This window comes from Myceligenerans cantabricum (assembly GCF_054777735.1).
Map to the genome: position 1 here is coordinate 539,764 of NZ_BAAHAJ010000004.1, position 26,904 is coordinate 566,667.

The following is a 26,904-nucleotide window of genomic DNA, read 5'->3' on the forward strand; positions in this document are numbered from 1 at the left end:
TGGAGGTGCGCCCCTGGCGAGCTACGTGCTGACCGGCCCGGTCAGCGCGGCCGGTACGGCGAGACCACGACCTCGACCCGCTGGAACTCCTTGAGGTCGCTGTAGCCGGTGGTCGCCATCGCGCGGCGCAGCGCCCCGACCAGGTTCAGCGTGCCGTCGGCCTGACGGCCCGGGCCGAACAGGATCTCCTCCAGCGTGCCCACCGAGCCGACCTCGACGCGCTCGCCGCGCGGCAGCTCGGAGTGGTGCGCCTCCGGTCCCCAGTGCCAGCCGTGCCCGGGGGCGTCGCTCGCGCGGGCGAGCGCGGCGCCTACCATGACCGCGTCGGCCCCGCAGGCCACGGCCTTGACGATGTCGCCCGAGTACCCCACGCCACCGTCGGCGATGACGTGCACGTACCGGCCGCCGGACTCGTCGAGATAGTCGCGGCGGGCGGCCGCGACGTCGGCCACGGCGGTGGCCATCGGCGCGTGGATGCCGAGCGAGACCCGCGTGGTGTGCGCGGCACCGCCGCCGAACCCGACCAGCACGCCGGCCGCACCCGTGCGCATGAGGTGCAGGGCTGCCGTGTACGTGGAGGCCCCGCCGACGACGACGGGCACGTCCAGCTCGTAGATGAACCGCTTGAGGTTGAGCGGCTCCGCGTTCCCCGACACGTGCTCCGCGGAGACCGTGGTGCCGCGGATGACGAACAGGTCGACGCCGGCGTCCACGACCGTCTTGTAGTGCTCCTGCGTCCGCTGCGGGGACAGCGCCCCCGCCACGGTCACGCCCGCACGGCGGATCTCCTGCAGCCGCTCGGTGATCAGGTCCGGCTTGATCGGTTCGGCATAGATCTCCTGCATGCGCGCGGTGGCCCGCTCCGGCGGGAGCTCCGCGATCTCCCGCAGCAGGGTCTCGGGTGACTCGTAGCGCGTCCACAGGCCTTCGAGGTCGAGGACGCCGAGGCCGCCGTGCTCGCCCAGCGCGACAGCCGTCGCCGGGCTCATCACCGAGTCCATCGGTGCGGCGACGATCGGGAGGTCGAAGTGGTAGGCATCGATCTGCCAGCCGACGGACACGTCCTCCGGATCGCGGGTGCGCCGCGAGGGCACCACGGCGATGTCGTCGAAGGAGAATGCGCGACGCCCGCGCTTGCCACGTCCGATCTCGGTCTCGTTGCTCACCGGGACAGCCTACTCACGGTGACCGACGAAGGGCGCAGCGTGGCACGGGTACCGCGAGCAGGGCACCGGCCTTCCGCTCCGGGCGGAAACCTCGCTCCCCGGACGTTCCCCCGCGCGTCATTCCTCATCAGTGTCAGTGTCCAGTGGCAAGGTTCGGTGTGGACCTGGACGCAGCACGAGTGGAGGGAGCCCACCATGGACATCGGACCCGGCTGGATCCGCCGGCCGCTGCTCGGCTTCGACACGGAGACCACCGGCGTGGACGTGGCCGGTGACCGTGTCGTCACCGCCGCCCTCGTGTACCGCGCGCCAGGCGGCACGGAGGTACGCACCTGGCTCGTCGACCCCGGCGTGGAGATCCCGGAGGAGGCTGCGGCGATCCACGGCATCACGACGGAGCACGCACGGGAGCACGGGCAGCAGCCCGCGGGAGCGCTGGAGGAGGTCGCGTCCGAGCTCGCGAAGCACCTGGCCCAGGGCGTGCCGGTGGTGGCGTACAACGCCGCCTTCGACCTTTCCCTGCTGGACCACGAGCTGGTCCGCCACGGGCTGCCCACGCTGCCCGAACGGCTCGGCCACTCGGTGGGCCCGGTCATCGACCCGCTCGTCATCGACCGCTGGAAGGACCGCTTCCGGTCGGGCAAGCGGCGCCTCGGCGACCTGTCAGAGGTCTACGGCATCACGTCCGACGGCGAGCTGCACACTGCCGAGGTGGACGTCCTCGCCACCCTCGACCTGCTGGCGGCCTTGGTGGCGCGCTTCCCCGAGCTCGACGAGACGCACCTGATCGACCTGCACCAGTCCCAGGCGGGCGCCCACGCCGCCTGGGCGGACGGGTTCAACACCTGGCGCGCGGAGCAGGGCATGGAGGGCCCGGGCGCGTCCCGCGTCTGGCCGGTCCAGACGGCAGGCTGACCTGATCGGTCCGGCCGGCAGGCGAACCGCGCCGCCGAGCGGCTGGTCGCCGTGCGTACGATCCGGCGCATGAGCCGGACCACGGTTGCCGCCGACTTCACCGAGATCACCGACGACGACGTCGCGGGCGTCGTGGCGCTGTGGCACGCCTCTGGCCTGACGCGCCCGTGGAACGACCCGCACGTCGACATCGCCGACGCCCGGAGCGGCCCGACCTCGACGATCCTGGTCTTCCGGGACGACGACAAGGGCCCTGTGGACGAGGTCGCCGCCACGGGTACCGGCTCCCCGGCAGCCGGCGACGCCTTGACGAGCGACGACGAGACCACGCCTGGGAGCGTCGTCGCCTCCGTCATGGCCGGGCTCGACGGCCACCGAGGATGGCTGTACTACATCGCGGTGGCCCCCGGACGCCAGGGCGGCGGCCTCGGCCGGGCCGCCGTGGCCGCCGGCGAGGAATGGCTGCGTGCCGCCGGTGCGCGGAAGGTCATGCTCATGGTGCGCAGCAGCAACTCGGCCGTCGTCGACTTCTACGCGAGGCTCGGCTACGCAGATCAGGAGACCACGACCCTGGGACGCTGGTTCTGACGCGGGCGCCGCGTCGGCGCAGCGGATCCGGTCAGCGCCGCCGCGCCCGCCGCGCCAGCGGCGCCGCACCGATGAACGCCGCGTCAGCGGCGCCGCACGAGTGATCGTCGCGCGTCAGCGGCCCGTGTAGTTCGGCGCCTCGACCGTCATCTGCACGTCGTGCGGGTGGCTCTCCTGCAGCGACGCCGACGTGATGCGCACGAACCGGCCCTTGGACTGCAGCTCCGGCACGGTCCGGGCACCGGTGTAGAACATCGTCTGGTGCAGTCCGCCGACGAGCTGGTGCGCCACCGTGGCGAGCGTGCCCTTGTACGGCACCCGGCCCTCGATGCCCTCGGGGACGATCATGTCGTCGCTCGTCACCTCGGCCTGGAAGTACCGGTCCTTCGAGTAGGACTTCTTCCCGCGGGACGACATCGCACCCATCGAGCCCATGCCACGGTACGACTTGAACTGCTTGCCGTTGATCAGGATCGTCCGGCCCGGGGCCTCCTCGGTGCCGGCCAGCATCGACCCGAGCATCACGGCCTCGGCACCGGCCACGATGGCCTTGCCGATCTCGCCGGAGTGCCGCATCCCGCCGTCGGCGATCACGGGCACGCCCGCCTCGCGCGCGGCCAGCGACGCCTCGTACACCGCGGTCACCTGCGGCACGCCCACGCCCGTCACGACGCGGGTGGTGCAGATCGAGCCGGGCCCCACGCCCACCTTGATCGCGTCGGCACCGGCCTCCACGAACGACTGCGCGCCCTCCCGGGTGGCGACGTTCCCGCCGATCACCTGCACGTGGCGGGTGGACGGGTCGGTCTTGAGGCGCTTGACCATGTCCAGCAGCAGCCGCACGTTCCCGTGCGCGGTGTCCGCCACCAGCACGTCCACCCCCGCCTCGATCAGGGTGGTGGCGCGCGTCCACGCGTCGCCGAAGTATCCGATCGCCGCGCCCACGAGCAGGCGTCCCTGCCCGTCCTTGGAGGCGTGCGGGAACTGCTCCGACTTCACGAAGTCCTTCACGGTGATGAGTCCGGTGAGCCGGCCGTCGCCGTCGATCAGCGGCAGCCGCTCCACCTTGTTCTGCCGCAGGAGCGCCGTCGCGTCGTCGCGGGCGATCCCCTCCGGGCCCGTGACGAGCCCGCTCGACGTCATGACCTCGTCGACCTTCGTGGTGGCCCACTCGGCGACCGGGGTGAACCTCAGGTCGCGGTTGGTCACGACGCCGATGAGCCGGTTGTCCGCGTCCACCACCGGGAAACCGGAGATCCGGTACTCCCCCGCGAGCCGGTCGAGCTGCTCGAGCGTCGCGTCCGGACCGATGGTGACCGGATTCGAGATGATGCCCGTCTGCGTCCGCTTCACCATGTCCACCTGGAGCGCTTGGTCCTCGATGGACAGGTTCCGGTGCAGCACCCCGATGCCGCCCTGGCGCGCCATCGCGATCGCCATGCGGGACTCGGTGACCGTGTCCATCGCGGCGGAGACCAGCGGTACGCGGATGGAGATCTCCCTGGTCAGACGGGAGGTCGTGTCGATGTCCGACGGGGCCAGATCGGAGTGGCCAGGCAGCAGCAGCACGTCATCATACGTGAGGCCGAGGAAACCGAACGGGTCGTGCGCTTGGGGTGCTGTGGGCTCCATGTCAAGAGTCTACGGTGCGAGACCCCGCGATATTCCAGGGACGGTGATCCGGAGAGCGTCGCCTCCGTCACCGTCGAAATCACCCTCGCACCGGTACCGCGCGCCCCTCTCCGCGTCGCCCGGCGTGCTGCGCCCCCTCCGCGGACGTCCGCGGGACCGCGGGCTACTTGAGGACCGCCAGCACCTCGTGGAGGAGGCCGTTGAACGAGCGGACGCGCTGGACCGTCGGGCCCAGCGGCACGTCGCCCGCCGCCGCGTCGGCGCGCATGCCGACGAACAGGGGCAGGTCCGGATACGCCTCGTGCACCGCGTGCACGACGTCGAGCGCCGGCCGGGTCTGCGTCGTCGCGAGGACGACGGCGGCCGGCCGGACCATCGTCACCAGCTCGACCGACCGGTGCATGCTGGCGGGGCCGGTGACGATCCGCGCCATCGTCCCCTTCGCCGCGAGCGACGCCGCCAAGGCGTGCGCGGACAGCGGCACCAGCTCGTCCGGGGCGGCGAACACCAGCACGATCTTGCGCATCCGGCTCGGGTGGTTGGCGGGCGGCCCGCCGGCCTCGACAACCTCCCGCTCGAACTCCTCGGTGTAGCCGCGCAGGCTCGACAGCGCGGCCGCGGCGAGCACCATCTCCGGCACCTCGCCGGGCCCGGCGAGCACGGTCCGCACGGCGACCTGGTCGAACGCCGGCTCGACGAGCTCGGTCCACCACGCCGAGGGGTCGTCCTCGGGGCTCATCCGCAGCAACGCGTCGCACGCGGTGCGGCTGTACTTGATCGCGGCGTCCACCAGCGCGGACACCCGTCCTGACCAGGCAGCGCTGTTCACCTGGCGCGGCCGTCCGGGCTCTTGCTGCGCCCCGCCGCCCCCGGGCAGCGCGCGCAGGTGGCCGCGACGCGAACCCTCCGGCTCGGACGGCGCGCCCCCGACCGCGCCGGACGCCGACGACGCGGGCCGGTTCGAGCTCTCCGCGGCAGCGACACCCGACCTGAGCTCCGACCCGGCCTGCGGATCGGCATCGTCACGCTCACCGGCCGCGGCCCGGCCGGCGGGGGACGACGACGAGTCCCGGTCCCTCGGTGAGAACTCCTCCGGCTCGTCCGACTGCACCGTGGCGAGCTCCTCGGCGCTCGCCTCGATCGCGGCCCGGGCGGCGTCGCCCGGCGCGTGCCCCTCCAGCGTGAGTCGCCGCATGACGAGGAGTCTTGCCACGTCATCGGGGGTGTAGCGCCGATGGGAGCCCGCGGTGCGGCCCGACGGGCCCAGCCCGTATCGACGGTCCCAGGTACGCAGGGTCGCGGGCGCGACCCCCAGGCGCTTGGCCACCGCCGCGACGGCGAGGCCGGGACTCGACGGGCGGGACCCGCCCTGACTCTGGGCAGGCCGCGTCGATGTCATGGAACCGATTCTGCCGAGACATGCAAAGGTTCGCCACCGATCCGCCCGGTGTGCCGCTTATCTCCGCATGTTTCAGGGCGATATCCACCAAACCTCGCCAGAGGTGGCGCGGTTCGTCACAACCTGAATCAGTAGCGCTGGCGCAAAAATGCCCCTTGAACAACTTCTGCACAACTTGTAGGTTGTTCGGCATGACGGAGATCTCGAGACTGCCCGGCCCGGTGATGGAGCTGTGGGAGTGGCAGTACCAGGGGGCATGCCGCGACGCGGACGACACGCTGTTCTTCCACCCCGAGGGGGAACGCGGGTCCACGCGTCGCCGTCGAGCCGAAGCAGCCAAGGCCATCTGCCGGTCCTGTCCGGTCATGATGCAGTGTCGCGAACAGTCGCTCCGAGTGCGAGAGCCGTACGGGGTGTGGGGGGCCCTCAGTGAGGACGAGCGGTCCGCCATCCTCGCCGGCAAGTCCGCGACCGCCTGACACGAAGGGCCCCGCACCGATCGGTGCGGGGCCCTTCGCAGCAGCAGGTCACGACGGCAGGACACCCCGTCGTCGTGACCTCCTGGGTCGAGGCTTCCTCAGCCTGCGACCACGGCGAGGATGTCGCGCGAGGAGAGGACCAGGAAGTCCTCGCCCGCGTACTTCACCTCGGTGCCGCCGTACTTCGAGTACAGGACCTTGTCACCCACGGCGACATCCACCGGCACACGGTTACCGCTGTCGTTCACGCGGCCCGGACCCACGGCCAGGACCTCGCCCTCCTGGGGCTTCTCCTTGGCAGTGTCCGGGATGACCAGGCCGGAAGCGGTCGTGGTCTCGGCCTCGAGGGCCTTGACAACGATCCGGTCCTCGAGCGGCTTGATGGGGACCGACACGTCGGACCTCCTCTTTCCTGAGCAGATCGAAGATCAGCTACGTTGACTGGTTTGCTCGAGCGTTCGGCGGACCGCCGTCGTCGCGGGTGCCGGCGGGCACGGAACATCTCGCGGCACCGCCGCGCCGGCCCAAGGGCCGTGCAGCGGTGACAACCCAAATCTAGGTCGGCGCTAGCACTCGGTCAAGGCGAGTGCCAGATCCGTGGGGCCGCCCCGGATGGTCGCACCCCGGCAGGCGAGTGGTGATATGTCGAACTGAGGACACTTCTCCTTCAGGGTCTCGCTATCAGCAGGGGCTTTATGGAAAGATCTGCCCATGGATGAGGCGATTCTGAGCAAACTTCTCAGTCCCGATGGCCGGGCGCTGCTGGGGGACCTCCCGCCGTACGACGAACGGGTCGCCATGCGCACCGCCACCACGCTTCGGGAGCAAGGCGTCGCGCCCGACCTCGCGGCCGCTGCTCTCACTCAGTCCCGCCTGCGCGCCAGGGCACGGACCAAGTTCGGCGAGCTCGCCGAACGCATGCTGTTCACCGCCGACGGCCTCGAGCAGGCGACCCGCCTGCTCGTCGCCACGCTCCACGCCGACCGGTTCACCGACGCCGGTGTGACCCACGTCGCAGACCTCACGAGCGGCATCGGCGCCGATGCCATGGCGTTCGCCGGGGCCGGGCTGCGCGTGCTGGCCACCGACCTGGACGAGGTGACGTCGCGGATCGCCGCCTGGAACCTCCGGCAGTTCCCCGAGGCCGAGGCGCGCAACGCCGACGGCCTGGCCCTCGACCTCCGGGCCGAGCACGTCGACGGCGTCTACGCCGACCCGGCACGCCGCACGCGCGCACGCGGCGGCGGTACCCGGCGCGTCTTCGACCCCCGCGCCTACGAGCCCGCGCTCGACAGCGTGTTCGCGCTGCGCGCGACCGTCCCCGCCCTGGGGGTCAAGGTCGGCCCGGGCATCCCGCACGAAGGGCTCCCCGAGGCCGCCGAGGCGCAGTGGGTCTCGGTCGACAACGACGTCGTCGAGGCCGGCCTGTGGTTCGGCCCGCTCGCGCCGGGCGGGCCCGGCCGCAGCGCACTGGTGGTCCGGACGTTCCTGGACGCCGACGGCAAGGAGCACACCCGGACACGCGTGCTGCGCGCCTCGGACCATCCGGACGGCGCGGCCCTGCAAGCCTCCACCGGCTCCGTCGGCGAGTACCTCTACGAGCCCGACGGCGCCGTGATCCGAGCCGGCCTCGTCGCCCACGCCGCCGCCGAGCTGGACGGACGCCTGGTCGACCCCACGATCGCCTACATCACGACCGACGCTCCGGCGCCGCTCGGCACCAACGGCTCCGCACCCGTCGCCACCGGATACCGGGTCCTCGACACGCTCCCGTTCGGGCTCAAGCGCCTCAAGGCGTACCTGCGGGAGCGCAACGTCGGGCGGCTGACGATCAAGAAGCGCGGCACGGCCGTCGTGCCCGAACAGCTGCGCAAGCAGCTCGTCCTGACGGGGACCGAGGAGGCGACGATCGTGCTGACGCGAGTCGCCGGCGCGCAGACGATCCTGCTGGTCGAGCCCGTTCGGGGCGGGGCATGACACGCCCCGAACCCGTGCCGTTCGGCACGTCACGGCGCTCCAGCATCGGCCTCGAGTGGGAGGTCGGGCTCGTCGACACCGGCTCCGGCGCGATGTCGCAGGTCGCCTCCCTGGTCGTCGACGAGCTGTCGCCCGGTGGCTCCGACCCGCGCATCAAGGTCGAGCTCCTGAAGAACACCGTGGAGATCGCCACGGGCGTGTGCGGGGACGTGCGCGCGGCCGGAGCCGACCTCGGCGAGCTGCTCGACCGGGTCGCCACGGCGGCCCAGGTCCGCGGTGCGGCGGTGGTCGGCGGCGCCATGCACCCGTCCGCACGCTGGGAGGACCAGCTCGTCACCGACAAGGAGCGCTACACCCGGCTCGTGGACCGCATCCAGCTGTTCGTGCGGCAGCTAGTGACGTGGGGGCTGCACGTGCACGTCGGGGTCGAGGACCGCGACAAGGTGCTCGCGCTGGTCCAGGGGATGCTGCCGTACACGCCGCACCTGCAGGCGCTGTCGGCGTCGTCGCCGTTCTGGGGCGGCGTCGAGACGGGGTACGCGTCCACCCGCGCCATGCTCTTCCAGCAGATCCCGACGGCGGGCCTGCCGTACCCGTTCACGGAGTGGCACGAGGTGGAGTCGTACGCCGAGGACATGCGGCGGGTCGGGGTCGCGCAGGAGTTCAACGAGATCCACTGGGACGTCCGGCCGTCGCCGGCCTACGGCACCATCGAGGTCCGGGTCTGCGACGGGCCGACCAACCTCACCGAGACGCTCGCCCTCGCCGCGCTGACGCACTGCCTCGTGGAGCACCTGTCCACAGAGCTCGACCACGGCCGGGAGCTACCGACCCTGCCGCCCTGGTACGTCAAGGAGAACAAGTGGCGGGCGGCGCGGTACGGCATGGACGCGACGATCATCACGTCGGCCGACGGCGACCAGCTGTCCGTGGCCGACGCCGTGGCCAAGGTCCTGGTCGAGCTGCAGCCGACGGCGGAGCGGCTCGGCTGCGCGGACCAGCTCGCCGCCGTGGCCGACATCGTGCGGGACGGGCCCTCCTACCAGCGCCAGCTCAGGGTGGCGCGGGACTCCGGGGGCGACCTGACGGCGGTGGCCGAGGCGATGCTCGCGGAGATGGCGGCGGGCCGTCCGCTCCCGCCGGGCGGATCTCCCGGGGAGGCGCGGACGCAGCCCGCCTGACGACGCCGGACAGGCGCGCGAACTACGCTGGGAGCCATGACCGACCCCCTTGTCCTCGGCATCGAGTCCTCCTGCGACGAGACCGGTGTCGCCCTCGTCCGCGGGAACGACCTGCTGTTCGACGCCGTCGCCTCGTCCATGGAGGAGCACGCCCGCTTCGGCGGGATCATCCCCGAGGTGGCCAGCCGCGCCCACCTGGAGGCGATGGTCCCCACCATCGAGCGCGCGCTCGGAGAGGCCGACGTCGACCTGGGCGACGTCGACGCCATCGCCGTCACCGCCGGTCCCGGGCTGGTCGGCCCTCTGACCATCGGCGCGTCCGCCGCCAAGGCGCTGTCGATCGGGCTGAACAAGCCGCTGTACGGGGTGAACCACGTGATCGGCCACGCCTGCGTCGACCAGCTCGTCGACGGCGAGTTCCCCGACCGGGTCATGGCCCTCGTCGTCTCCGGCGGCCACTCCTCCCTGCTCCTCGTCGACGACGTCGCCACGGACGTCACCGAGCTCGGCGCCACGCTGGACGACGCCGCCGGCGAGGCCTTCGACAAGGTGGGCCGCCTCCTCGGGCTCCCCTACCCCGGTGGCCCGCACGTCGACCGGCTCGCGCGCGAGGGCGACCCGACCGCGATCCGCTTCCCGCGCGGCCTCACCGCGCCGAAGGACCAGGAGCGGCACGCGAGCAACTTCAGCTTCTCCGGGCTGAAGACCGCGGTCGCCCGCTGGGTCGAGGCCCGCACCGACGCCGGCCTGGCCGTGCCCGTCGAGGACGTGTGCGCGTCGTTCGCCGAGGCGGTCGCCGACGTGCTCACCACCAAGACGATCGCGGCCTGCCGGCGGCACGGTGTCGACACGCTCGTCGTCGGCGGCGGCTTCTCCGCGAACTCGCAGCTCCGCGAGATGGCCGCGAAGCGGTGCGCCGAGGCCGGGATCGACCTGCGCATCCCGCCGATCCGCTACTGCACGGACAACGGCGCGATGATCGCGGCTCTCGGCTCGGCCGTGGTGCGCGCGGGCGTGGCCCCGAGCACCCTCGACATCCCGGTCGACTCGTCCATGCAGCTGACGACCATCACGGTCTGACGTCAGGAGCCCGTGGCGACGCCACGGGACGGGTCGCTGGACCACTGGGACCACGAACCCGGGTAGAGCGCTGCCTCGACCCCCACGGCCGCCAGCGCCGCTACCTCGTGAGACGCCGTGACGCCGGATCCGCAGTACACGCCGACGCGCTCGGAGGCAGGTCTCTCCTCGTACGGTGCGGCGGTGCTGCCGGCGCGAAGAACCAGGTCGGCGAACCGCTCCCGGAGCCCGGCGCCGTCGAGGAACCGGCCGTCCGCACCGAGGTTCTCGACCGTCGGCGCCGAGACCGCGCCCGGGATGTGCCCGGCCTGCGGGTCCACCGGTTCGACCTCGCCGCGGTATCGCTCCCCGGCCCGCGCGTCCAGCAGGACGCCGTCACCGTCCGCCAGCTCGGCGGCATCGGCGGCGTCGAGCACGGGCATCCCTCCGGGCCGCGCCACGAGGTCCCCCGGCTCGGCGGTCACGCGACCGACCTCGAGCGCGTAGCCGGCCGCGGTCCAGCCGTCGAGACCGCCGTCGAGGATGCGCACGTCGTCCGACCCGTAGTAGCGCAGCAGCCACCAGGCGCGGGCCGCGGAGGTGCCGCCGACGCCGTCGTACACGACGACGCGCGAGTCCTCGCGGACTCCCCAGCGGCGGGCGGCGGCCTGGAACGCGGAGGCGGACGGCAGCGGGTGCCGCCCGGCGGAGGGCGAGGCGGGCGCGGCCAGCTCGGTCTCCAGGTCGACGTAGACCGCCCCGGGAAGATGCCCGGCGCGATACTGCTCGGCACCGTCGGTCATACCGAGTGCCCAGCGCACGTCGAGCAGCACGGGCACCCCCACCTGGGGATCCCGGTGCGTCCCCGCCGTGACCTGGAGGTCCGCAGCCAGCTCCGTGGCGCGGACGAGTACCCGTTCCCTCACGTGTCATTTCCCTTCGGTCGTGGCGGGCCGCCTCCCGACAACCGGTCCGGATCCCCGGGCCGGCCACTGCCGAGAAAGAAAGCTCCTCGTTCTCGCGTCAGGCGGCGCTGCCGCCTTTCGTCGCGTCGCGTGCGTCCGCCCGCAGGTCGAGACGCATCGTGTAGGCGTCCTTGTTCTCGGGCTGGTAGTAGCGCTTGCGCCGGGCGAGCACCTCGAAGCCGAACCGGCCGTACATCGCCAGCGCGGGCTCGTTGTCCACGCGCACCTCGAGCAGCACGGCCTGGGCCTTCAACGTGCGGGCGCGATCGATCAGTGCGTCCAGGAGCAGCCGGCCGACGCCGCTGCGCTGGTTTCTCGTGTCGACGCCGATGGTCATGACCTGCACGTCGTCGCCGTCGAACCAGAGGCCCGCGTACCCGACCACCGGGTCCGGCCCGATCGAGCCGGGCTCGTCGATGGTGGCGACGACGTACCAGCGACCGAGCGCGGCGAGCTCGTCGGCGAGCATTCCGTAGGTCCACGCGCCGCGTCCGAACAGTTCGCGTTCCAGCTGCAGCACGCGATCGAAGTCGGAGCTGCGGAGCGGGCGGATGTGGAACTCGGCCATATGTCCAGGATAGGTGGGGCTAGCCGAGCGCGGGAGACTTTGACGCGGCGGGTTCCTGCACATCGGGACGGCGCAGGTAGAGCGGCTCGGTCGGGAGGTCCGCCCCCGCGTCGCGCCGCGCGAGCGCGAGGCGCGCCAGCACGGTCGCGTCCGGCAGGAGCGGCGCGTCGTCGTCGAGCGGCAGGACGTCGGGGTACAGTGCGGCTCCCTCGCCGACGACGGCGGTCCTGGTGGCGCCCGCAGCCGACGCCGGACCCGGCACACCCCCCGCACCCGGCGCACCGGTGGTCGCGCCGGGTTCCGCGGCGGCACCAGTCGGGCCGGCCGGCACGCCCGGCAGCGCCTCCGCGACGGTCGCCGCGCGTCCGACGTCCGGCCCCGCCACCGTCTCGACGATCGGCACCCCGTGCGGCCCCTCGTGCGCGACGACGCGGTACCGCGCCCAGTAGACCTCCTTGCGCCGGGCGTCCGACGCGACCAGCACCTCGTCGTCGGGATCCAGCCCGAGGTCGCTGACCGCCTGCGCGGCCAGCGCGTCGGTGCTGGGCACGCCCAGCACGGGAATCCGGAGCGCGAGCGCCAGCGTCCGGGCGGTGACCAGCCCGACCCGCAGCCCGGTGAACGGCGCGGGCCCCGTCCCGGCGACGACGGCGGTCAGCGCCGTCCTGTCGACCCCGGCGTCGTCCATGACCTGGGTGATCAGCGGCGCGAGCGACTCGGCGTGCCGCCGACGCTCGGCGGACGAGCGGGCGGCGAGGCGGGTACCGGTCTCACTGACGAGCGAGACGGACACGGCGGCGGAGGTGTCGATGGCGAGGACGGGCACGGCACCAGCGTAGTTGGCCGGGTCACGACCCGGTGCGGATGCGGTTACGGATCCAGAGGCCGGCTTCCTTGAGGTTGCCGGTGCCGTAGGAGTCGCCGGAGCAGGTCCCCTCGGTGAAGACGGCACCGGACCGGTGGTCGTCCGAGAAGTTCCAGTTCACCCAGCTGATCTTCTTCGACGCCGCCAGGTCGAGGTATCGCTCGGACATGGCGAAGTCGTTCGCGCCCTCGCCCGCGTAGTCCTGCGTGCCGAACTCGGTGATGAACATCGGGATCTGGTCCGCGGCGCGGGAGAGCGCGTCGAGGTACTCGTCGCCGTGCGACGCGGCGTAGAAGTGGAAGGTGTACATCACGTTCGAGGCGTCGACCGGGTCGTTCACCACCTCGGACTCGTCCGAGCCCTCGGAGATGCCCAGCGAGGACCAGGCGCGCGTGCCCAGGAGGACGACGGCGTCCGGGTCCTGCTCGCGGATCACCGGCACGATCTGCTCGTGGTAGCCCTTGAGGTCCTGCCACGACACGCCGTTGGGCTCGTTCGCGACCTCGTAGATGATGTTGTCCTTGTCGGCGTGCCGCTCGGCGACGGCCGTGAAGAACGTCCTGGCGCGCTCCAGGTTCACGTTCGGGTCGCCCGGGTCGAGCATGTGCCAGTCGACGACGACGTACATGCCGCGCGCCGTGAGCTCCTCGATGTAGGTGTGCACCAGGTCGGTGAACCCCTCCGGGTCGGTCTCGTAGCCACCCTCCTGCACGTAGGTGGAGATCCGCATGACGTCGGCGCCCCAGTCGTCCGCGAGCGTGTCGAGCGACGCGTCGTTGACGCACCGGGAGTACCACTGCGTGCCGTGCGAGCTCATCCCGCGCAGCTGGACCTGCGTCCCGTCCTCGTTGCACAGGTTGACGCCGCACACGTGCAGCCGGCCGTTGGCCTCGACGGGGGTGACGAGGGCCGGGCCGGCCGCCGTCGACGCCGGTCCGGCCGCCGCGGACGCGGGGCCGGCGGCGGAGTCACCTGCCGCCGCGGGGCCCGGCAGTCCTGGGACGAGCGCTACCCCTACGGTCAGCATCGCGGCCGCGGCGACGGCGACGGTGATGGAGCTGCGGCGGGAGACCATGTGAGACCACCTCGGTTCGTGTCCGGAGCCGTGGCGGGCTACGGCTCCGGTGCCTGTTTCTCGGTCGTCAGACGTTAGCAACGGGCACGGCCGGGTGAATATGCGGGATCACCACACCGTCCGCCGACGGAGAGCAGGACGGCGGCCACCACGCCCGGCTACAGGCGCAGGCCGGCCCAGCGCTCTCCCACGCCGCGGACCGTCGCACGGCGCACGCCGGACTCCGGGTCGTCCGGGTCCGGTTCTCCGCCGCGCGGCCGGGCGAGGTCGATCTCCAGGCGGTCCTCCGTGAGGGCTTCGGCCAGGCCGCGTCCCCACTCGACCACGGTGACGGACTCGTCCAGCGACGAGTCCAGGTCCAGCGCGTCGAGCTCCTCCAGCCCGCCGAGCCGGTAGGCGTCCACGTGCACCAGCGTCGGGCCGCGGGTGCCGTCCTCGCGCGGCAGGGGCGGGTGCTCGCGGGCGATGATGAACGTCGGTGACGCCACCTGCCCGCGGATACCGAGCGCGGCCCCGAGCCCCTGGGTCAGGGTCGTCTTCCCGGCGCCGAGGTCACCGGTGAGGATCACGAGGTCGCCGGCCCTCAGGTGCTCCGCGAGCGCCGCGCCGAGCGCGCGCGTCGCGTCGGCGTCGGCCAGCTCCAGCGTCACGGTTCCGTTCGTCGTCGTGCCGCTCATGACCATGCTCCCTCTCCGGCGAGCGCACCGAGGTCCGTGCGGTCCGCGCCCACCTCCTGTGCTCCCACGTAGACGCGCGGGACGCGCGCGGCGACACGGGTGACGATCTCGTAGCTGATGGTGCCGGCGGCCTGCGCCCAGTCCTCGGCGTTGGGGGCGCCCGCGTGCTCGACGCCGTCGGCCTGCCCGAACAGGGTGACGACGTCGCCCGCCCGCTCGGTCGCGTACGGGCCGAGGTCGACCATGATCTGGTCCATGCACACCCGGCCCGCGACCCGGACGACGCGTGCGGAACCGGGACCGGCGTCGGGCGAGGAGACGTCGTCGACTCCCCCGCCCACGAGGACCGGGCCGCCGGCCCCGAGCGCACCGCCGCTGGCGTGCCGCGGGATGCCGTCCGCGTACCCCAGGGGGATCACGCCGAGCGTGGTGTCCTGCGTGGTCGTGTAGTGCAGCCCGTAGGAGACGCCGCTGCCCGCGGGCACGCGCTTCACGGTGGCGAGCCGCGCCTCCAGGGTCATGGCGGGCCGCAGGCCGTAGGTGCTGGGGACGCTGACCTGCGGCACGGGTGACAGGCCGTACATGGCGATGCCGGTGCGCACGAGGTCCCACGCCGTCTCGGGCCGGGTGAGGGTCGCGGCAGAGTTGGCGAGGTGCCGCACCTCGGGCGTGAAACCGGCCCGTTCGACCGCGGACACGGTGTCCTCGAACGCCTTGGTCTGGGCATCGATGCTGGGGTGGCCGGGCTCGTCGGCGCAGGCGAAGTGCGACATGACGCCGGTGATCTCGACGAGGCCACGCAGCTCGGTGGCGCGCCGGAGCACGGCGGGCAGGTCGTCCGGGGTGATGCCGTTGCGGCCGAGTCCGGTGTCGACCTTGAGGTGCACGCGTGCGGGACGCCCGGCGGAGCGGGCGGCGTCGGCCGCCGCGTCGAGCCCCCAGGGTGCGGCGACGCCGACGTCGATGTCCGAGAGCAGCAGTTCCTCCAACGGGGCGCCCGGTGCGTACAGCCAGGTGAGGACGCGCGCTTCGGCGGGGGTGATCCCGGCCTGCCGCAGTCGCAGGGCCTCGCCGACCTGCGCCGCCCCGAGCCAGGTCGCGCCGCCCGCGAGCGCCGCCCGCGCGACGGGCAGCAGCCCGTGCCCGTACGCGTCGCCCTTGACGACGGACATGAGGGCGGCCCCTCCGGCGGCACGGCGCAGCGACCGCACGTTGTCGCGGACGGCGGTCAGGTCGACGACGGCGCGCGCGGGGTACTCGGGGTCGAACCCGGGCAGGGCGCCGAGGGGCGGGGTGGTGCTCACGAGGCCGATTCTTCCACCTCCCGGTCCGCGCCGGATCGTACGCCTGGCGGCCCTTCATCTGTCTGGCGGGCCGGCGTACCTGGTCAAGACACCTCGGTCTGCCAGAGCGCACTGATCGGGATCGCTCGATACTTTGGCCCGAACGGGCGTGTGCGTGACCCGGTATGCAGGACGAAGCCGGCGACGAGGTCCTCGCCGATGCGCTCATGCAGGTGCCGGATGCCGCGGAAGTGATCGGGCGACGGTGTCGCGGTCGCCTTGACCTCGATCGCTACGACCTCACCGAGAGGATTCTCCAGGATCAGGTCGGCCTCGTACCCGTCCTTGGTGCGGTAGTGGAACAGTTCCGCCCGGGCTTCGCTCCAGGTGAGCCGGCGTGCGATCTCCATGGCGACGAACCCCTCGAGCAGTTCGCCGAGCGGTGCGCCGATCTTGCGTAGCGGACTCGCGTTCATGCCCAGAATCGCGCACGCAACATCTCGGTTGATCAGATCGGCGACGTAGTTGGTGAGAAAGTCCGCCAGTCGTTACCAGGCGGGTTCCGATGGTCGACGGCGGCACGGCGCCAGGCAGACCCACCCACCGCCTGAAGAACTGAGGTCAGTCACAGCCATACTTCTTCGGGACGTTCGATCCGCAGAGGTAGAACCGCCAGTGACTGACAGACTCGTGCTTCTTACCGTCCGGCGTGGTGTAGGAGACGGTGACGTTCCTGATACCGGCGCCCTCCGGTCCCGACCGAATCACAAACAGAATTTCATTCTCGATGCCCTTTTTCCACGGAGTGCTGTCGTCACCGCAGGGTCTTGTTACTTCAATTTCATCAACACCCTTGCGCATCTCCAACGACTTGAGGTCTTCAGGAAACTCCGGATCGGACATATTCCCCCGTGCACTCCCAATGGGGGGAGCCTCTCGGCTGTCAAACACCCGGGAGTACGGGGTCACCGAGACGGGGCGAGTCTCGTCATCGACCTTCCATCGAATCCCCGTGATCGTCACGGGAACAGCCTCATCGTTCAGGCATGGGATGTGTGACCCAAAGATCCCATCCCATTCCTCGCCCTTCTTGACGTAACCTGGCACCTCAAGCGTGGCACCCCCAGAACCGGGCATGACCGACAGCGCGCCGTGCACCTCATCGTCTCGATGCCGATCGACGCCGTCGCCGAGCGAGCCGCAAGCGCTCAGAACAGCCAGGCCAACGATCGGCACAATCCACACTCGGGACAGTCGCACGCCCTCACCACTTTCTGCGCCACAAGCCGGAGATCGGAATCACTGGCTGTCGGGCCGATCTGGATTCGGCCCGACAGCCTGCGCACACCTGGCCCTGCCTACGAGCGCCACCTCAACATCTGGAGCCTCGACTTCGAGGGGGAGCGATTGTTGCCACATATCTGCTTGGGTCCCACCACGCTGTATACATACTTCTTTCGCGAGGAGTACTGGCTCTTCGACTTCAGGTTGATCTCGATCGCGCTCTTGATGATGACACCACCACCATGTTCGTACGCCGACCCCGAAGAACTCGATCTGAACCAGTCCCCCGTGCCCACTGGCGCACAATTGCTAAATGCCTTCGGTCGGCTAATATTCACTGCCGCGACACCGCCGGTCTCGAAGCGCGCGCGCCACTTGAATCCGTACTTGGTGTACGAGCCAAGCGGGGAGCAATTGGGATACACGATGTACTTGTGCATATACTTGCCATACTTCATCTGAATCCGATAGGACTTGTAGCCCTGGCTCTTGCCGAAAATCATTCCCCAGTCGTCAGAAGTCGACTTGGTTCCCTCGGCGTACCAACTCGAATTGTTCAACGAAACACCAATACCTGATGTTGTATTGTGCTCCCGCCCATCTTGGTAGATCATATGGGCTTTGGAGCCACGGTCATCAGTCTTCAAGGCGAACGTTGCGCCGGTTCGCACCATCACCAGCTTGTCCGCCACCCTGCGGCCGTCGGAGGCCCAATAGATGCAGTCGCCGGCCGCCAGGCCCGACGGACCCGTCGCCGTAGCAGGCATCTCGGGCTCACAGTCTTCGACAATAGTCTCCGAGTCTTCGCACTCGTCCGGAAGTTCAGCGGTTTCCACCAGGTCAGCAACCGGCGCGGAGACAACCTCGGCACCAAGTGCCGACAGGTCCTCAACTGTGTACAACGGGTCGATCCAGGTCGGTCCGGTTGCCTGTTCAACAACCCGCGAGGTTGTCGCTGTCGATCGAGTCCACCCCGCATCAAGGTTGAGCACTTGGACCTCGAAGTCGACCATGCCATCCGCGCTGATGTAGTCCGCGGGGATCGTCGTCGGATCGACATGGACCGCCATCTGGCCGCCGCTGATCGACGTCGATGCTTCCACAGTATGCAGCGTAAACTCTTCATCGAGCTCCAACTGCTTGTCCACTTCTGGGGACGGCCAAGCCGTCACCTCAACCTTGGTGGTTCCGTCGACGGTCGCACTGAGCGCCAATGGCATGTCGATCATAAACGCTGCAGGTACACCCTCCTCGGCTTCAATGCTGGCCTCATCGGCACGCGCTTCGGGCGTACCGACCATCACACCAGTAACAACGGCGAGGCTGAGCAGCCCTGCCACCATCGCCGCCGCACCTCGCCGCAGATTGGCTACCATACGGCTTGACATTGCCGACATCGACGTTCCACCTTTCCCTGACAGGTGCAAGCCATGCAGCCGGCGCCAGGAAGCGCAGTTGCGGCTCATGGTTTGTGCGGCTCATGGTTTGCGATTCCACCTTATGAAAGCAGCGCCTCCGTAACCCCCCCCCCATTGGAGTGGTCTTGCCTACCTGATGTGGTAGCGCAGCCATGGGCGCTCGGATCCGCGGCCCACAAGCCCGAGACGGTGCGCCATGACGATGAGCATCTGCCGGTCCCTGATCCGGGCCTTGCGCAACAGGGCAGAGACATGGAACTTCACCGTCTCCTTGCCGATCACGAGCTCATCGGCAATCTCGGCGTTGGACATCCCGTCACTAATCGCGCGAAGCACGTCGCGCTCACGCTCGCTGAGCTTCGCAACCAGCCGCCGCCCTTCGTCTACCAACGGAGCCGTCACGAATGTCACGTCTGCAAGCACCGCCCTGATCGCCTGAGCGAACGTTCCGGACCGGGTGGGCACCTGGACGACGACGTCTACGCCCGAAGCCACGAGTCCGGCGACCGATTCCCTATCGCGCTCGCCGCTCAAGGCGATCACCTTTGCGGTGAACGTCGAACTGGGGCCCATCACCGCACGTGCCACCTCCGGCCACACCGCGGTGTTGGCTACCAGGACATCAGCCTCGGTCACGCGAAGCATCTCTGAGACACCGGCCGCATCGAGCGCGACACCAGCAATCAACACGTCGTCGACCGCCCGAAGCTCGTTTTGAGCCAACCGCATCGTCCGAGGATCGTTGGCCACAATAACCACCTTGTACACATACGCTCCTAGCCGACCAGGCCGCCGAGAAGTTTGCCCGACTTGTAGCCGATTCTAGCGAGGATCGGTGCCGGAACGACCAGAACCAGCGGGCAAGATCCGGGGCGTCTTCACAGTTGATCTGGCGGGCTGAGCAGCGCGAGGACGCGGTCGGGCTGGCGGGCTGAGGCACGGCGGGAGGGCTGGATGCGGTCATGGCCCGCACGGCGGCATCTCCGCGGTGCTCGTCCGCACCGTCCTGCCAACGGCAACCAACAGCCCCTCCGGCCCGCGTTACCGTGACCGCGTGCGCCCACCCCTCCCCGTGCGTGACGGACTGAATCCCACACGCCTCGTCCTTCCGCACGATGCCGCGACCGTCGCCCGGTATCCGACGTCGTACGCGTGGCTCCTCGACCGATTTCCCGACGACGTCCTACGCCTGCGCGAGAAGATCACCGCCGGCGAGGTCGTCACCGGGCGCGGTGAGCCCATCACCCCCGGCACCCCCTACGAGCCGCGCGGATTCCTCTTCCTGTACCGGGACCCGCCGTCGGACGAGCCCGGAATCCCCTTCGAGCCGGAGATCCTGCACCGCGACGACGAACTCCTCGTCATCGACAAGCCGCACTTCCTCGCGACGATGCCGCGCGGCCGGTGGATCCGGAACACCGTGCTGGTGCGCCTGCGCGCGGCGCTCGACCTGCCCGAGCTCAGCCCTGTGCACCGCCTCGACCGGCCCACCGCCGGCGTGCTGGTCCTGACCGTCCGCCGCGAGGTGCGGGGCGCGTACCAGCTCCTCTTCCAGGAGCGGCGGGTCAGGAAGGTCTACGAGGCGGTCGCGCCGCTGCCGCGGCTCACATCGCCGTCGTCGGACAGCAGCCTGGTCGGTCGGCTCGGCGACGGAAGGACGGTCGCGGTTCGCTCCCGGATCGAGAAGCACCGCGGGACCGCGCCCGCACAAGAGGTACCGGGCGAGCCGAACGCGGAGTCGCTGATCACGCTCGTGGCCCGCGACGACGCCCGCGGCCTGGGGCACTACCGCCTCGAGCCGCGCACCGGCAAGACGCACCAGCTCCGCCTGCACATGGCGAGCCTCGGCACGCCGCTGCTGCACGACCCGTTCTGGCCGGTGCTCCGCGCGGACGCCCCGGACGACTTCTCCCGCCCGCTCCAGCTCCTGGCGCGCTCTGTCGAGTTCGACGACCCGCTGACCGGCGCCCCGCGCCGCTTCGAGTCCCGCCTGCGGCTGCGCGAGTCGCCGCCCACCACCTGAGGGTCCGGGCGGCGCGGTCACCCGCGCCGCCCCATGGGTGGCCTCAGGCGATGCCGACGTCGTCGATGGTGTGGGTGCCCTCGTTGAGGTAGACGTTGATCGCCTTGACGTCGTCGAGCATCGCGGCGCAGTCCGCCGAGAGGCTCGTGAGGTCGACCGCGACCGTCCCCGGCTCGGACGTCCAGCCCGTGTAGCCGGTCTCGCACCAGGTCCAGTCGGTGCCGAGCTGGAGCGCGACCTTGGTGTCGAAGCCGGTCGTCGCCACCGCGTCGAACGTCAGCGACGTCCGGCCGGACAGGTCCCACGCACCCGTGACACCGACCCAGTCGCCGTCGGCCCCGAGGTCCGCGGTGAGCACGCCGTCGGAGGCCGTGGCCGTGCCGTTCCCGTTCAGCGCGTACCAGCCCTGCGGGCCGTCGGCGAAGTCGAACAGGGTCTCGGGACGCAACGGCGGTGGGAGCCGGTCGTAGCGGTACAGGTAGACCGCGACGTCCTCGCGCTGCACGGGGAACCACGCGCCGAACACGTCGTGGGAGTACGGCTCGACCACTCCGGCCTCCACCGCCCAGGCCACCGCGGCGGCCGACTCCTCGGGGACGTCCCGGTAGGCCGGCCCGTCGGTCTCCGGAGAGCCGTAGAGCTCCCACAGGGTCCGCGCGACGGCGTGCTGCGGGTGCCAGTGGCCGATCCCGGACACGTCGGCGCCGGGCTCGTACGCCTCCAGCACCTCGGCGAGCTCCTCGCCGTACACGACCTCGCGAGGCAGGAACCGCCCGTCCTGGCCCCACTCGTACAGGTCCGCGAACCACTCGATCTCCTCGTGGTGCCGGTGGTCACGCGGCACGTCGGAGTAGCGCGGCGGTGGCGGCGTCCCGGTGACCGCCCGCAGGTCGTCGACGACGACGGCACCGGCCGCCGCCCCACCCTCGGCCTCGTTCACGTACACGTTGAACTGGCTCACGTCGGCGAGGTCGTCCTGGGTGACGCGCCGGTCCACGTTCCCCTCGTCCCACGGGGCGGGACGCCAGTCGGCGAACGGGAGGGTCACGAGGTAGGGCTCGTCGCCCTCCAGCGAGGGGTATGCCTCGTAGGAGACGCCGCCCGCCACCATCTGCAGCACCAGCGTGTTGGCGGAGGCGTCGGGGTCGATCCACGCCTGGAACGCCCAGCTCCCGCTCCAGTCGGCACCGACCTGCCGACCGAACCCGGTGTACGTCTGGGTGGAGAAGTCGTAGGACAGGCGCGCCGCCTGCTCCCCTTCGCCCACGTCGCCGGCGGCGGCCGTGACCAGGTCGAGCTCGTTGGCGCCGTACCGGACATACTGCGCGGCTAGCGCGTCGCGGTCGCCGTACCCCTCGAAGTCGTCCATCACGCCGGGGCCGTACTCCGGTGCCGGGCCGAACACGACCGACGCCTCCTGGAGCACCACGGTGGACCCGTCCGACTCGGCCGACAGGGTCACCGCGCGGGTGGAGTTGTCCAGCAGGTCGGCGGGCACGGCCCAGTCCCCGGACCACCAGAGCGAGTCCTCTCCCGTGCCCGGCGGCGGGGTGAGGTCGACCTGGGTGTCCGTGCCCTCGACGGTGACGGACACCGCATCGACGTCGTGGCCGCGCACCGAGGCGCGGAACGTCGTCGCCGCGGTCGCGACGCGCGACCCCGGTGCCGGCGAGGCCAGGTGTGCGGTGGGCACCGCGGGCGCCGCCTCCGTCTCGACGTCGAACGCGCCGGTGACGTCGTCGGCGAAGTAGCTGTACGGGTCGGCGTGATAGGCCTGGAAGTCAGGGAGCAGCTCGCCCTCCGTGGGCGTGTACGGCGTGGTCGAACCGCCGAAGTTGGCCCACGTGAGCATGTACGCGTTGCGGGAGGCGTCGGGGTCGGCGTGGATCGCGTCGAGCAGATCCGTGTACCACGTGGTGTTGGCGTTCTCGCCGTCGGGCTGGACACCGCCGGTGAGCCCGAACTCGGTGAAGGCGCTGACCTTGCCGCGCTCGTCGGCCAGGTTCGCGATCATGCCCAGGTCCTGGGTGATCGCGGTCAGGCCGGCCTCCGAGCCGCCGGTGCCGTCGTACGTGTCGATCCCGAGGAGGTCGATGAAGTCGTCACCCGGGTAGGTGCGCAGGTAGGTCTCGGCGTCACCGCCGAACCCTCCGCCGGGCGAGAAGGCGTAGAGGAACTGGTGCACGTCCTTGACGTCGCGGAGGTACTCCACGGTGAAGCGGTACAGCTCCTGGTACTCGCCTGGGGTACCGAACGCCGCACCCCACCAGAACCAGGAGCCGCCGTTCTCGTGCCACGGCCGGAACACGACGGGGATTGGCGTCCCGTCGTCGGCCACGGCGTTGTCGGCGGCCAGGGCGATCGTGTCGAGGTAGTCCACCAGGTCCTGGTGGTGGCTGCCACCGGGCAGCACGGCCCGCAGGGTGTCACCCGACGTGTCGTAGAAGTCGCCGCCCGTCACGAAGTTCTCCATGTGCACGGACAGCGTGCTGATGCCGCCGAGCTCGTGGGCCTCCCGGATGGAGTCCGCCAGGATCAGGGCGTTCTCCTCCCGGGTGTTGTCCAGGCGGCCCGGCGCCTCACGCCCTTCGATGATGAGCGTGTCGAACCCGAAGACTGCCGGATGGTCACCGGTCGCGGTCAGGACGTCGGACGCCACGCCGTCGGCCTCGGAGAAGGACTCCCCGTAGCTGGTCGTGTGCTGGTGACCGAACAGCATCCCCTCGCCGCGGACGTCCCCCAGGTAGGCGAAGAGGCTGCGCGTGGCGGGCGTGGCCGCGGGATCGACCAGGTCGACGGCGGTCGCTGCGGGGTCCTCGGCGTCCACGGCGCCGGCGGCGTCCGGCGGCGGTGCCGCGGTGGCGTGCGGTGCGCCGAGCGCCACCGCTGCGGCGACGGCGGCCGCGAAGCGGCGAATGGTGCGGTTCATCGTCGAACCTCCTGTGTCGGCTCTCCCGGACTCTGGCCGACACCTCCGCGACGGGCACCCAGGTGAACCGATTAAGTCAGAGCCGGCCGGAGGATCGGTTACAGCGGTCGCACGTGCCAGGATGGGAGGCATGAGCCTCTACGACATTCCCTTCCGGCAGATGGACGGCAGCGAGATCACGCTCGCCGACCACTCCGACGACGTCGTCCTCGTGGTCAACGTCGCCTCCCGCTGCGGCCTCACACCCCAGTACACCGCGCTCGAGCAGCTGCAGAAGACCTACTCGGAGCGCGGGTTCACCGTGATCGGGTTCCCCAGCAACCAGTTCTTCCAGGAGCTCGGGAGCAACGACAAGGTCGCCGAGTTCTGCTCCACGACCTACGGGGTGACGTTCCCCGTCGTGGACCGGGTCAAGGTGAACGGACGCAACACGCACCCGCTGTACACCGAGCTGAAGAAGGCCACGGACGCCGAGGGCCACGCCGGCCGCGTGCGCTGGAACTTCGAGAAGTTCCTCGTCCTGCCGGGTGGCGAGGTCCGCCGCTTCGCCCCGCAGACGGTCCCGGACGCCCCGGAGGTCGTCGAGGAGATCGAAGCCCACCTCCCCCGCTGACCCGGCACGAGGCTTCCGTCGTCCGCACGAGGTCGCCACACCGCTCTCGGGCGGTGCGGCAGGTTCGTGGTCAGGACGGAGACCTCATGCCAGGTCGAGGCGCTACTGCGCGGGTGACGGGCTGCCGTTCACGGACTCGCGCCCCGGCGGCACGTCCGGCCTCGTCGCCGTGACGTCGCGCGGGAGCATGGTGAAGCCCTGCCAGTGCGACTCCATCGGGCTCTGGTCCTCGTCCCGCGGCACGTGATGGAAGCCCACGGCCACCCACGAGACGACGTCGGACAGCTCCTCCCGGTCCGCCACGTAGTCGGGCACCCCGCGCCCGCAGTGGCCGTCCCGGTTCGCCGTCGCGAACAGCTCGCAGTCCGTCGCCTCGGTGAACGCGATGTCGTAGCCGCCGTGCTCGTGCCCGTCGTCCCGCGTGAACGTGAACGACGACGACGCCCCCAGGTCGATCTCGTAGCTGACCGGGTGGCCGTCGTCGTTCAGGCGGTCCGGGTTCACCACGCGCCACCACCGCCGGTCGACCGCCTCCCGGGTGTCCTCCCGCGGCACGGGAGTGAGGCGCCCCTTGACCACGCGTGCCTCCGGGCCCTTCTCCCGCGTGTCCTCGGCGTCGTACTGCTCGACCTCCTGACCGCCCCGCCCGTCGATCGCCCAGTGCACCTTCCACACCACGTTGTGCGAGTGGCTGGCCGCGTGGTCGTGGTCGCCCTCCCCGATCGCCCAGCCGTGCTCCGCGTCGGTGTAGTCCTCGGGCGACAGCTCGCCGGTCGCGCCCAGCTCCGGCGTGATCGACCCGTCCGCCCCGAACGTGTACTGCGTGACGTACTCGTACCAGCCCACCTTCGACACCGTGGACAGTCGCAGGTCGGCCCGCCGTTCCACCAGCGGCTCGGTCCCGGCCTCGTCGTCCTGCGCGTGGTAGGCGATGCCACCGTCCACCGTCTCGCGGCAGAGCACCTCGCGCGTCTCGACGCTCCCCACGCTGCCGTCACCCAGGGTGGGCACGTCCGCGGACACCCGCTCCCCGCCGCACGACCGCTCGTTCAGCGTCAGCATCTGCCGCCCGCCGAACCCCTGCGCCGTGATGTCCTCCGTGTTCCGCAGGCCGGTGTCGTAGGGCACCTCGAGCTGCCCGATCGAGAGCGCCGCCAGCACCTGCATCGGAGCATGCCCGACCGGGGCGAACGTCACGTCCTCCAGCATCAGCCCGGCGTCGGGATCGACCCGCCAGCACATCGTCCAGGAGGACCCGCTGCTGAGCGTCTCCGTGATCGGCTCGTTCTCGCCGCAGTCCGGCTCGTCCACCGCGCCCGACGACGGCCCGGAGGCCGACCGCGCCGCCTGCTCGCCCCCTGTGGTGGGCCCCGCGGACACCACCACAAGAGCGACGACCACGGCGGCAAGCGCTACCAGACCGACCACCACCGCCGTCACGGCCCCCTGCCGGCCCCACCACCGCCGCCCTGCACTGCTGTGATCCTGCACCCTGCTACCCCCTGAAGATCGCTGCTCCGAGCCCCTTGCCTCACCGATCCTCGAACATGGGCCGGCCCGGCGCGACTCGCGTCGCACCGGGCCGGCCCAACTTCCTGCGGTCACCGGGCCGCTAGGCGGTCCGTGATCCCGCCTCTCTCATCGGCGGCTCATCACCTGCCGCCGGCGGATCAGCACCGCACCCGCCGCGAGCAGCAGGAACGAGAAGGCCGCGAGAGTCCCGGCATCCGCACCGGTCGCGGCGAGGTGGCCGTCGGAACCGTCGGCCGACGGCGAGCCGCCGTTCCCGCCGGAGCCGTTGCAGTCGCAGTCGTCGCCACCGTTGCCGTTGCCGTTGCCGTCGTGCACCACCACGTCGAAGGTGGCGATGGCGTGGTCGCCCATCTCCGTGCTGGTGGCGATGCCCACGTGCGGCCCGGCGGTGAAGCCCTCCGGAACCGTGAAGGTCCAGCTGACCACGCCGTCGTCGTTCGCCGGCTTGCCCTGCAAGGCGACCGGCGAGGAGTAGATCATGCCGACGACGACCTCGCCCGGGTCGAAGCCCGAGGCGTAGAACGTCTGGCTGTCACCCGGCTCGACCGTGCCGTGCTCGAACCACGCGTCCAGCGCACGCGCCACGCCCTCCGGACCGCAGACCGCGATCGGCACCGAAGCGCCGTCGCTGCCGTCCTCCGGAGTGGCGACGATCTCGTGCAGCCCCGGGTCCGCGTCCTCCGGCACCGTGATGGTCACCTGGAAGCCGCACTGGTCGTTCACCGTGACCATGATCGGGTCGCCCAGAGGCTCCCCGTCCGGACCGGTGAGCTGCACCGAGACGTCGGTGCCCGCCGCGAAGCCCATACCGGTGACCAGCACGTCGTCGCCTGCCGTCACGACCTCGGTCGTGGCCATCAGGCTCGGGTCGAAGCAGGGGTTTTCCTCACCCGAGGTAACTTCCACCATGGTGGTGGCCTCGAGGCCGGTGGTCTCGTCGACCGCGACGACCGTGTGCGGGCCGTCCTCGGCGTCCTCGGGCACGTTCAGCGGCATGACGAACATCCCGTCACCGTCCGCCTCGAACGGCTCCGGCTCGCCGAGCACGTTCCCGTCCTCGTCCATCAGGTACAGGGTGATCATGCCGTTCGGCGTGAAGCCCGTGCCTGTGACGTCCGTGGCGTCGCCCGGAGCGACCTCGACCGGGTCGGCCGTGATCGACGGGTCGATCTCACCCGCACCCGGCGTCACCGTCAGCGGGGTCTCCGCCGGGGTGTCCGTCGCGTCGTCGGTGGCGACCACCGTGTAGTCACCCGGCTCAGCATCCTCCGGAAC

Annotated in this window: 24 protein-coding genes and 1 pseudogene; 8 read left to right on the forward strand and 17 right to left on the reverse strand. The window is 70.8% G+C overall.

Translation table 11 applies throughout. The features are described from left to right. Window positions 1-41 precede the first annotated feature (41 nt). Window positions 42-1,166 carry a GuaB3 family IMP dehydrogenase-related protein gene (locus tag ACYU96_RS04735; protein WP_460749583.1) on the reverse strand — a complete coding sequence of 375 codons (1,125 nt, stop codon included), beginning with the start codon at window positions 1,164-1,166 and terminating at the stop codon, window positions 42-44. Window positions 1,167-1,361: 195 nt separating this feature from the next. On the opposite strand from ACYU96_RS04735, the gene ACYU96_RS04740 reads away from it, so the two are divergent. Together ACYU96_RS04740 and ACYU96_RS04745 are read left to right on the forward strand one after the other, a co-directional pair. Further along, window positions 1,362-2,081 carry an exonuclease domain-containing protein gene (locus ACYU96_RS04740; protein WP_460749586.1) on the forward strand — a complete coding sequence of 240 codons (720 nt, stop codon included), beginning with the start codon at window positions 1,362-1,364 and terminating at the stop codon, window positions 2,079-2,081. Between the two features lie 69 nt (window positions 2,082-2,150). Beyond that, the gene (locus ACYU96_RS04745) at window positions 2,151-2,669 is read left to right on the forward strand and encodes a GNAT family N-acetyltransferase (protein ID WP_460749589.1); all 519 of its coding nucleotides are present in this window, start codon (window positions 2,151-2,153) and stop codon (window positions 2,667-2,669) included. Between the two features lie 114 nt (window positions 2,670-2,783). On the opposite strand, the gene guaB is transcribed toward ACYU96_RS04745, so the two are convergent. Both guaB and ACYU96_RS04755 read right to left on the reverse strand, forming a co-directional pair. After that, window positions 2,784-4,301, reverse strand: coding sequence for an IMP dehydrogenase (gene guaB, locus ACYU96_RS04750; protein WP_460749591.1), 1,518 nt, complete (start codon window positions 4,299-4,301; stop codon window positions 2,784-2,786). A 163-nt stretch (window positions 4,302-4,464) separates the two neighbouring features. After that, entirely contained in the window at window positions 4,465-5,700 is a 1,236-nt protein-coding gene (locus ACYU96_RS04755; RefSeq protein WP_460749594.1) for a MerR family transcriptional regulator, read from the reverse strand. Between the two features lie 191 nt (window positions 5,701-5,891). On the opposite strand from ACYU96_RS04755, the gene ACYU96_RS04760 reads away from it, so the two are divergent. Further along, entirely contained in the window at window positions 5,892-6,179 is a 288-nt protein-coding gene (locus ACYU96_RS04760; protein ID WP_460749596.1) for a WhiB family transcriptional regulator, read from the forward strand. Window positions 6,180-6,277: 98 nt separating this feature from the next. Here the strand turns inward: ACYU96_RS04760 and groES are convergent, their stop codons facing one another. Then, window positions 6,278-6,574: a co-chaperone GroES gene (groES, locus tag ACYU96_RS04765; protein WP_460749599.1), complete on the reverse strand. Its 297-nt coding sequence runs from the start codon at window positions 6,572-6,574 to the stop codon at window positions 6,278-6,280. Between the two features lie 316 nt (window positions 6,575-6,890). Here groES and ACYU96_RS04770 point away from each other — a divergent pair, with 316 nt between their 5' ends. Genes ACYU96_RS04770 through tsaD form a run of 3 tightly spaced genes read left to right on the forward strand, consistent with a single transcriptional unit; the run spans window position 6,891 to window position 10,417 of the window. Beyond that, on the forward strand, window positions 6,891-8,156 hold the full coding sequence (locus ACYU96_RS04770; protein WP_460749603.1) for a class I SAM-dependent methyltransferase: 1,266 nt from the start codon (window positions 6,891-6,893) through the stop codon (window positions 8,154-8,156). Next, a complete protein-coding gene (locus ACYU96_RS04775) occupies window positions 8,153-9,337 on the forward strand; it encodes a glutamate--cysteine ligase (protein ID WP_460749605.1) in 1,185 nt (394 codons plus the stop codon). Before ACYU96_RS04770 ends, ACYU96_RS04775 begins: the two co-directional genes overlap by 4 nt. Window positions 9,338-9,373: 36 nt before the next feature. Continuing rightward, window positions 9,374-10,417 (forward strand): tRNA (adenosine(37)-N6)-threonylcarbamoyltransferase complex transferase subunit TsaD, encoded by a 1,044-nt coding sequence (tsaD, locus tag ACYU96_RS04780; RefSeq protein ID WP_460749608.1) that lies wholly within the window; start codon window positions 9,374-9,376, stop codon window positions 10,415-10,417. A 2-nt stretch (window positions 10,418-10,419) separates the two neighbouring features. Here the strand turns inward: tsaD and ACYU96_RS04785 are convergent, their stop codons facing one another. The 10 genes from ACYU96_RS04785 to ACYU96_RS04830 form a co-directional block, all read right to left on the reverse strand. Beyond that, window positions 10,420-11,322 carry a sulfurtransferase gene (locus ACYU96_RS04785; RefSeq protein ID WP_460749611.1) on the reverse strand — a complete coding sequence of 301 codons (903 nt, stop codon included), beginning with the start codon at window positions 11,320-11,322 and terminating at the stop codon, window positions 10,420-10,422. Window positions 11,323-11,419: 97 nt separating this feature from the next. Next, window positions 11,420-11,929 (reverse strand): ribosomal protein S18-alanine N-acetyltransferase, encoded by a 510-nt coding sequence (gene rimI / locus ACYU96_RS04790; RefSeq protein ID WP_460749614.1) that lies wholly within the window; start codon window positions 11,927-11,929, stop codon window positions 11,420-11,422. A gap of 19 nt (window positions 11,930-11,948) precedes the next feature. Then, entirely contained in the window at window positions 11,949-12,755 is an 807-nt protein-coding gene (tsaB, locus tag ACYU96_RS04795) for a tRNA (adenosine(37)-N6)-threonylcarbamoyltransferase complex dimerization subunit type 1 TsaB (RefSeq protein ID WP_460749616.1), read from the reverse strand. Between the two features lie 22 nt (window positions 12,756-12,777). Then, window positions 12,778-13,869, reverse strand: a complete 1,092-nt coding sequence (locus ACYU96_RS04800) for a glycoside hydrolase family 5 protein (protein WP_460749619.1) — start codon at window positions 13,867-13,869, stop codon at window positions 12,778-12,780. A 158-nt stretch (window positions 13,870-14,027) separates the two neighbouring features. Further along, a complete protein-coding gene (gene tsaE, locus ACYU96_RS04805) occupies window positions 14,028-14,546 on the reverse strand; it encodes a tRNA (adenosine(37)-N6)-threonylcarbamoyltransferase complex ATPase subunit type 1 TsaE (protein WP_460749622.1) in 519 nt (172 codons plus the stop codon). Beyond that, a complete protein-coding gene (gene alr, locus ACYU96_RS04810) occupies window positions 14,543-15,850 on the reverse strand; it encodes an alanine racemase (protein WP_460749625.1) in 1,308 nt (435 codons plus the stop codon). The genes tsaE and alr overlap by 4 nt, the downstream gene beginning before the upstream one ends. Window positions 15,851-15,933: 83 nt before the next feature. Continuing rightward, window positions 15,934-16,374 carry a DUF4143 domain-containing protein gene (locus ACYU96_RS04815; RefSeq protein WP_460749675.1) on the reverse strand — a complete coding sequence of 147 codons (441 nt, stop codon included), beginning with the start codon at window positions 16,372-16,374 and terminating at the stop codon, window positions 15,934-15,936. A gap of 76 nt (window positions 16,375-16,450) precedes the next feature. After that, window positions 16,451-17,089: a hypothetical protein gene (locus ACYU96_RS04820; protein ID WP_460749628.1), complete on the reverse strand. Its 639-nt coding sequence runs from the start codon at window positions 17,087-17,089 to the stop codon at window positions 16,451-16,453. Between the two features lie 98 nt (window positions 17,090-17,187). Then, window positions 17,188-18,489 (reverse strand): hypothetical protein, encoded by a 1,302-nt coding sequence (locus ACYU96_RS04825; protein ID WP_460749631.1) that lies wholly within the window; start codon window positions 18,487-18,489, stop codon window positions 17,188-17,190. A 171-nt stretch (window positions 18,490-18,660) separates the two neighbouring features. Next, a complete protein-coding gene (locus ACYU96_RS04830) occupies window positions 18,661-19,299 on the reverse strand; it encodes a response regulator transcription factor (RefSeq protein WP_460749634.1) in 639 nt (212 codons plus the stop codon). Between the two features lie 286 nt (window positions 19,300-19,585). Between ACYU96_RS04830 and ACYU96_RS04835 the strand changes: the two genes are divergently transcribed. After that, window positions 19,586-20,554, forward strand: a complete 969-nt coding sequence (locus ACYU96_RS04835; RefSeq protein ID WP_460749637.1) for a pseudouridine synthase — start codon at window positions 19,586-19,588, stop codon at window positions 20,552-20,554. Window positions 20,555-20,597: 43 nt separating this feature from the next. Here the strand turns inward: ACYU96_RS04835 and ACYU96_RS04840 are convergent, their stop codons facing one another. After that, the gene (locus ACYU96_RS04840) at window positions 20,598-23,483 is read right to left on the reverse strand and encodes a glycosyl hydrolase (RefSeq protein ID WP_460749640.1); all 2,886 of its coding nucleotides are present in this window, start codon (window positions 23,481-23,483) and stop codon (window positions 20,598-20,600) included. Window positions 23,484-23,613: 130 nt separating this feature from the next. Here ACYU96_RS04840 and ACYU96_RS04845 point away from each other — a divergent pair, with 130 nt between their 5' ends. Continuing rightward, window positions 23,614-24,096 (forward strand): glutathione peroxidase, encoded by a 483-nt coding sequence (locus ACYU96_RS04845; RefSeq protein WP_460749643.1) that lies wholly within the window; start codon window positions 23,614-23,616, stop codon window positions 24,094-24,096. A gap of 102 nt (window positions 24,097-24,198) precedes the next feature. Here the strand turns inward: ACYU96_RS04845 and ACYU96_RS04850 are convergent, their stop codons facing one another. Together ACYU96_RS04850 and ACYU96_RS04855 are read right to left on the reverse strand one after the other, a co-directional pair. Next, on the reverse strand, window positions 24,199-25,497 hold the full coding sequence (locus ACYU96_RS04850) for a copper amine oxidase (RefSeq protein ID WP_460749646.1): 1,299 nt from the start codon (window positions 25,495-25,497) through the stop codon (window positions 24,199-24,201). 237 nt (window positions 25,498-25,734) lie between these two features. After that, a pseudogene (locus ACYU96_RS04855) lies at window positions 25,735-26,904 on the reverse strand (hypothetical protein); the annotation flags it as partial.

Excerpts from the sequence above, each read along its gene's own strand:
- ACYU96_RS04740 (WP_460749586.1), top strand. The coding sequence starts at position 1,362 with ATGGACATCGGACCCGGCTGGATCCGCCGGCCGCTGCTCGGCTTCGAC.
- ACYU96_RS04745 (WP_460749589.1), top strand. The coding sequence starts at position 2,151 with ATGAGCCGGACCACGGTTGCCGCCGACTTCACCGAGATCACCGACGAC.
- guaB (WP_460749591.1), bottom strand. The coding sequence starts at position 4,301 with ATGGAGCCCACAGCACCCCAAGCGCACGACCCGTTCGGTTTCCTCGGC.
- ACYU96_RS04755 (WP_460749594.1), bottom strand. The coding sequence starts at position 5,700 with ATGACATCGACGCGGCCTGCCCAGAGTCAGGGCGGGTCCCGCCCGTCG.
- ACYU96_RS04760 (WP_460749596.1), top strand. The coding sequence starts at position 5,892 with ATGACGGAGATCTCGAGACTGCCCGGCCCGGTGATGGAGCTGTGGGAG.
- ACYU96_RS04770 (WP_460749603.1), top strand. The coding sequence starts at position 6,891 with ATGGATGAGGCGATTCTGAGCAAACTTCTCAGTCCCGATGGCCGGGCG.
- ACYU96_RS04775 (WP_460749605.1), top strand. The coding sequence starts at position 8,153 with ATGACACGCCCCGAACCCGTGCCGTTCGGCACGTCACGGCGCTCCAGC.
- tsaD (WP_460749608.1), top strand. The coding sequence starts at position 9,374 with ATGACCGACCCCCTTGTCCTCGGCATCGAGTCCTCCTGCGACGAGACC.
- rimI (WP_460749614.1), bottom strand. The coding sequence starts at position 11,929 with ATGGCCGAGTTCCACATCCGCCCGCTCCGCAGCTCCGACTTCGATCGC.
- ACYU96_RS04800 (WP_460749619.1), bottom strand. The coding sequence starts at position 13,869 with ATGGTCTCCCGCCGCAGCTCCATCACCGTCGCCGTCGCCGCGGCCGCG.
- tsaE (WP_460749622.1), bottom strand. The coding sequence starts at position 14,546 with ATGAGCGGCACGACGACGAACGGAACCGTGACGCTGGAGCTGGCCGAC.
- ACYU96_RS04825 (WP_460749631.1), bottom strand. The coding sequence starts at position 18,489 with ATGGTAGCCAATCTGCGGCGAGGTGCGGCGGCGATGGTGGCAGGGCTG.
- ACYU96_RS04840 (WP_460749640.1), bottom strand. The coding sequence starts at position 23,483 with ATGAACCGCACCATTCGCCGCTTCGCGGCCGCCGTCGCCGCAGCGGTG.
- ACYU96_RS04845 (WP_460749643.1), top strand. The coding sequence starts at position 23,614 with ATGAGCCTCTACGACATTCCCTTCCGGCAGATGGACGGCAGCGAGATC.